Below are 5325 nucleotides of genomic sequence, written 5' to 3'. Positions count from 1 at the left end.
CAGGATGAACTGCTGTTGTTCCTGGCTCAGCGCGACCATCTCACTTGATTCCCAGTTGCTGGCGGGCGATGGCGATGGCCAGGCGGTTGAGCGGATTGCGGTTGCCGCCCGGTCGCCAGGTCCGCGCCAGCTTGTTGCGATAGCCGTCGAACTGAACGCCATGCGGGGCAGCCAGCACCTTGCCGCGCTGAAGCAGGATCTTGAGCGCTTCGCTGCCGGCGACACCGGCGCAGAGCATGCACGCCATCGGTGTAGACGGCCCTTTGCGCGCCTTGAGGTCGACGCGCGTCCGGTCCGCCAGATAAGTGCGATGAAGCAGCGCGGGGGCAAGGCCCACGAGAAAGCGGATGGCCTTCTCGAGGTCCGGCCGACCAGCGACCTGAAAGTAGTCTTCAAAGCTCATGCTACCGGGCAGGAAGTTGAGCAACGCGGCACTCATGCCGAGCGGCGCGACGGTAATCGCCGGAATGCCGCGCTCGGCGCAATGGGCAAAAACGCGTTCGCGGGCGGCGAAAGCAAAAAAATCGAGACCATCGACGTAGAGGTCGACGCCTGCGAAAAATGCCTCGAGATTGTTCTCATTGACGCCGTCCGGATAGAGGGCCAGATCGCACTCCGGGTTGATGTCGCGTGCCATTTCAGCCAGCACCTCGACCTTGGTGCGACCCACCGTGGCCTGCGAGGCGCCCGCCTGCCGATTGAAGTTGGCCGCCTCAAAAACGTCGAGATCGGAGATGTTGAAGCGGCCGATGCCGAGGCGCGCCAGGGTCAGCAGGTGAAAACCCCCAACGCCGCCCAGCCCGGCGATCGCCACCCGCGCGGTGCGCAGGCGCCGCTGTTCTTCCTCGGTCACCCAGCCAACGTTTCGCGAGAACGCCTGGTCGTAGTCGAAAGCTTGCACCATCACCCCTCTGCAATTAGTATCAGTCCCGAACCGCCCCCGGCAGTCCAAGCGGCCCAGCATGGCATGGCACGCAGCCTCAACGCCACAATTTCCGGAGACTCGCCGCCAAGCAGGGCTGGTGCTTCCGATAATTCCAGACAAGCAAGCGGCGAGCCGACCAAGCTCCTGCTCCAACATTACAGGCAAAGAACTCCCGGTGCCAATAGGTAACCTGCTGCGCGATGGTCGCCTCGCCATCCGCAATCTTCAGCGCAACCCGCGACGGACACTGGTCGCGGTGTTCACCGTTGCCTTCGGCATCATGGCCTTTCTGCTGGCCGGCGGCTTCATCGAGTTCATTTTTCAGGACATGCGGGAAACCACGATCCATTCGCAGCTGGGCCACATCCAGATCGTTCGTCCCGGCTATTTCGAGAAGGGCATCGCCGATCCCTATGCTTTTCTCCTGCCCGGAGAATCACCCGAACAACGGAAGGTCGAGAAAACGCCCGGCTTTGCCAGCCTGGCGCCACGCCTCGCCTTCAGCGGCCTGATCAGTCGTGGCGAAACGACGGTCGCCTTTATCGGCGACGGCGTCGATCCCGAACGAGAACGGCTCCTCAGCAGCAGCATCAACATCGTCAGCGGTCGCGACCTGACCTCCGCCAAGGAATCCGCCACCGTCCTCGGCGAAGGCCTGGCGAAGAGCATGGGCGCACAACCCGGAGACACGGTGGTATTGCTGGCGACCGCTGCCAACGGTGGTGTCAGCGCGGTGGAGGTGAAGGTCGCGGGGACATTTGCCACGACTTCCAAGGAGTACGACGACCGCGCATTGCGCTTGCCGTTGTCCATCGCCAGAAAGCTGATGAAGGTCGATGGCGCGACTTCGTGGGTGGTCCTGCTCGACAGGACCGCGCTGACCGCTGCCGCCGCCACGTACCTCAGGGGCACCCTCGATACCAGGGAGCTGGAAGTCGTGCCGTGGACCACCCTGGCGGACTTCTACAACAAGACCGTAGCGCTGTTTTCGAAGCAGGTCAGTGTCGTCAAGTACATCATCGGCCTGCTCATCATCCTGACCATATCGAACACGCAAACAATGTGTGTTCTCGAACGCACCACCGAGATCGGCACCAGCCTGGCGATCGGCCTGCGCAGTCGCCAGGTGATGGGCATGTTCATCATCGAGGGCCTGTTGGTCGGCCTGCTTGGGGGACTGCTGGGAGTGACCCTGGGGTATGCCCTGGCGCTGTCGATTTCTGCCATCGGCATCCCGATGCCACCCCCCCCCGGGATGGCGCACGGCTTCATCGGGCAGATCCTGGTCAATCCGTCGCTGGCTGCGGAAGCTTTCGTTCTCGCACTGATGGCGACCCTGATCGCCAGCATCATGCCGGCGTGGAAAGCGAGCCGCATGAATATCGTCGACGCTCTGCGGCACAATCAATGAACGCACGACTCCCCAGCGAATGGTCGTTTGCCCTGCGCAATATCCTTCGGCAGCGCCTGCGTTCAGCAGCGACGCTGGCAGCGATCACCATGGGAGTCGCCGGCCTGATTCTCGCAGGCGGCTTCGTGCAGGACATCTTCGTGCAGTTGAGTGAAGCACTGATTCACTCCCAGACCGGTCACCTGCAGATTGCGCGTCAGGGCTATCGCGAAGGTCGAACGCGCGCGCCCGAACACTATCTGATCGAACAGCCAGACCAACTGAAACAGGAGATCCTCACCCAGCCGGGGACCCAGCTGGTACTCGCACGGCTGGGTTTTGCCGGCATGATCAACAATGGCAAGCGTGACCTCGGAATCATTGGTGAAGGCGTCGAACCCTCTGGCGAAGCGATTCTCGGCAGCCACCTGGAATTCATCGAGGGCCGCCCACTGGCGGACGCTGACCACGACGGCATCGTCCTCGGGCAGGGTGTTGCCAGAACGCTCGGCCTCAAGGCCGGCGACCGCGCCAACCTGATCATCAGCCTGGCCGAGGGAGCGGTCAATACGCTCGACTTCGAAGTGATCGGCGTGTTCCAGAGCTTTTCCAAGGAATTCGATGCCCGCGCCGTTCGCATACCGCTGGCGGCAGCACGGAATCTGATGGATACCCAGGCAGCCCATGTGATGGTGGTGTTGCTCAACGAGACGGCAGACACCGAGCGTGTGCAGGCCTCACTGAGTCGCAAACTCGGCCCGGGAGGCTACGAACTGGCATCCTGGCGCGAGCTATCCGACTTCTACGACAAGACCGTAGATCTCTACGGCCGTCAGTTCGGCGTGCTGCGCCTGATCATCCTGCTGATGGTCCTGCTGAGCGTGGTGAACAGTGTCAACATGACGATCTTTGAACGAACCCGAGAGTTCGGCACCATGCTGGCGCTCGGCGACCGCCCCGGGCGGGTATTTCAGTTGATCATTGCCGAGAGTGTGTTGATTGGCGTCTCTGGCGCCGTCCTTGGCATCGTCCTGGGCAGCGTGTCGGCCTGGCTGATTTCGGCGATCGGCATCCCGATGCCGCCACCACCGAATGCCAACATCGGCTACACGGCTCTCATTCGACTGACTGCCGTCGACGTACTCACCGCCGGCGCCGTCGGCTTCGTCGCCACCTGCCTGGCGGCGATCATTCCGGCGCGGCGGGCGTCGCGGGTGCTGATCGTCGATGCTTTACGTCAGGGTACCTGAAACGTTCCGGAACCTGCGCCGGTAAGCCACACCCGTCCCGCTGCACTTGCCGCGGCAAACTGGCGAGCCGCCTCGTCAGGAGGCGGCCCTCCGGGTCACAAGACCCGATCCTCTCAGGACCGCCGCGACTCGGCAAAGGCGATCACCCAGGCCGGTCCACGACCATGTAAACCAGCGAACCGCCCGAAAACTGCGGTTGATAGTAGGCCCCGCCGCATTGCTGGTAGGTCAGGCCACGGTGCACGTAGGGTACGCAATTCGCCGGAAGCGTCCTCCCCATGGAGCCCACCTCTGCTGCCGTCACCGCCGCCGCGGCAGCGATGGCCACGCCGGGCGCCCCCGGCCTGGAGCTTCGATTCGCGTTGCCGTTGGCCTGGCGGTTGATGCTGGTGAAGGTGGCGCTGCTGTCGGGCGCGCCTTCCACCTCGCGAAAGACGATCCTGCGGGCGCTCTTTGGCGGAAAGTAATGGAACGCGCTGTCAGGCACCTTCGGCGACAGGTTCCAGCTCAGCACCGACTGGTGCTGTGGTGCACCCTGCTCATTCTTGGTGGTGATGACGATCCGTCTCGGCAAGGGGGTCTTGCCCTCCTGGATCCAGATTTGCCAATCGACGTCGTCCTGGCGAAAGGCATAGTGGTCACACAACTGGCCGCGGACACGGCCCTTGCCGAGATAGGTTCCCGATTTGACGTTCTCAGCCAGAGACTCCGGCGCCAGCAGGTCGGCCACCGGCAACGCCATCCCGTATTTCGTTTCGGCGAAGGCCAGCACTTTGATGATGGTGTCGGGCGCCGCCACCGACGCGTAGTAGTTTGCCGCCTTGCCGTAAAGTGCCAGCGACTGGCCATCGTAGTAAAACTGGCGCTGCTGATCGTCGTCGACGACGTCCACACGCAAGCGATCAGGCTTGACGACGGAAACATCGACGAGGGAACCGAACTGAACCTTCTGGCCCGACGCGAGGACCTCGTCGGTGCGGGAGTCTATGCGCACGTTGAAGGCTTTCAGCGTTTGCAGGAAATCGCTGGTGCGTTTCAGCGCCGCCGCTGCCTCGGGGGCAAGGGTCGGGGCTACGCTTGGCGTAGCGGGGGCGGCCCCGACCGGCTTGGCGGCATCGGTAGCGACCGCAGCAGCTTGGCCAGCTTCTCGGGCGGCCGTTGCAGAGGTGGCCGCCTCGGGGCTAAGGGTGGCGGCCTGGCCAGAGGCACTGGAGCTGGAGCTGGGGGCAGCGCTGGCGGCCCCTGAGGCGGCCTTGGCAGCCTCAGGGGTGACAGGTGCGGCCGTGGCCGCCTTGGGAGTCACGGCGGCAGCCTTGCCAGCCGCGGCAGCGGCCTGCTGCGCCCCGCTGTAAGCAGGGATCGCCAACAGCGCTACCGCAATCACCAATGTCGGAAAACTGTCTTGTTTCATGAATCGCTCCTCAATCGCCGGTGGTTGAAGCCCGGGTGGCGTACCGTAGCAGAAAAATTGCCGCCCTGCGCCCTGCCATCGCCGGAAAGAGCCTAGCACAAGCAGGGCTTACGACGGCAGTGCGAAAGCCCGTCAGGCAAGGCTGGCGGCGGGGCGGGCTGCGCCGCGCCGGCAGCGTGGATCAGGGACGGGGATGCCTGAAGGGTCTGGCTTGGGAGCAGCGGCCAGGCCCCACGAAACGACACCAACCCTGAAATCTGCGGGCCTAACGGTCGTGACATGTCGAGATACCCGAGATCATGAAAGTCATGACCGTCCCCCTCTCACTTGCAGTGCGCATTCCGGCTTG

Annotated in this window: 4 protein-coding genes; 2 read left to right on the top strand and 2 right to left on the bottom strand. The window is 63.5% G+C overall.

Annotated features, from left to right (window positions below):
• Positions 1–40: 40 nt before the first annotated feature.
• On the bottom strand, positions 41–901 hold the full coding sequence (locus tag RUW20_RS00260; RefSeq protein ID WP_313950194.1) for a ThiF family adenylyltransferase: 861 nt from the start codon (positions 899–901) through the stop codon (positions 41–43).
• A 199-nt stretch (positions 902–1100) separates the two neighbouring features.
• On the opposite strand from RUW20_RS00260, the gene RUW20_RS00255 reads away from it, so the two are divergent.
• Together RUW20_RS00255 and RUW20_RS00250 are read left to right on the top strand one after the other, a co-directional pair.
• A complete protein-coding gene (locus tag RUW20_RS00255; RefSeq protein WP_313950179.1) occupies positions 1101–2336 on the top strand; it encodes an FtsX-like permease family protein in 1236 nt (411 codons plus the stop codon).
• Positions 2333–3565, top strand: coding sequence for an ABC transporter permease (locus RUW20_RS00250; protein WP_313950178.1), 1233 nt, complete (start codon positions 2333–2335; stop codon positions 3563–3565). The genes RUW20_RS00255 and RUW20_RS00250 overlap by 4 nt, the downstream gene beginning before the upstream one ends.
• Before the next feature lie 142 nt (positions 3566–3707).
• Here RUW20_RS00250 and RUW20_RS00245 read toward each other — a convergent pair whose 3' ends face one another.
• Positions 3708–4976, bottom strand: a complete 1269-nt coding sequence (locus RUW20_RS00245) for a DUF2092 domain-containing protein (protein ID WP_313950177.1) — start codon at positions 4974–4976, stop codon at positions 3708–3710.
• Positions 4977–5325 lie beyond the last annotated feature (349 nt).

The sequence above is a fragment of the Accumulibacter sp. genome, from assembly GCF_032229525.1.
In the GTDB taxonomy this organism is placed as follows: Bacteria; Pseudomonadota; Gammaproteobacteria; order Burkholderiales; family Rhodocyclaceae; genus Accumulibacter.
This window is presented reverse-complemented; position numbering and strand designations above follow the sequence as displayed.

Bases quoted from the DNA above. Each gene is read 5' to 3' on its own strand.
- RUW20_RS00245 (WP_313950177.1), bottom strand. From the start codon at position 4,976: ATGAAACAAGACAGTTTTCCGACATTGGTGATTGCGGTAGCGCTGTTG.
- RUW20_RS00250 (WP_313950178.1), top strand. From the start codon at position 2,333: ATGAACGCACGACTCCCCAGCGAATGGTCGTTTGCCCTGCGCAATATC.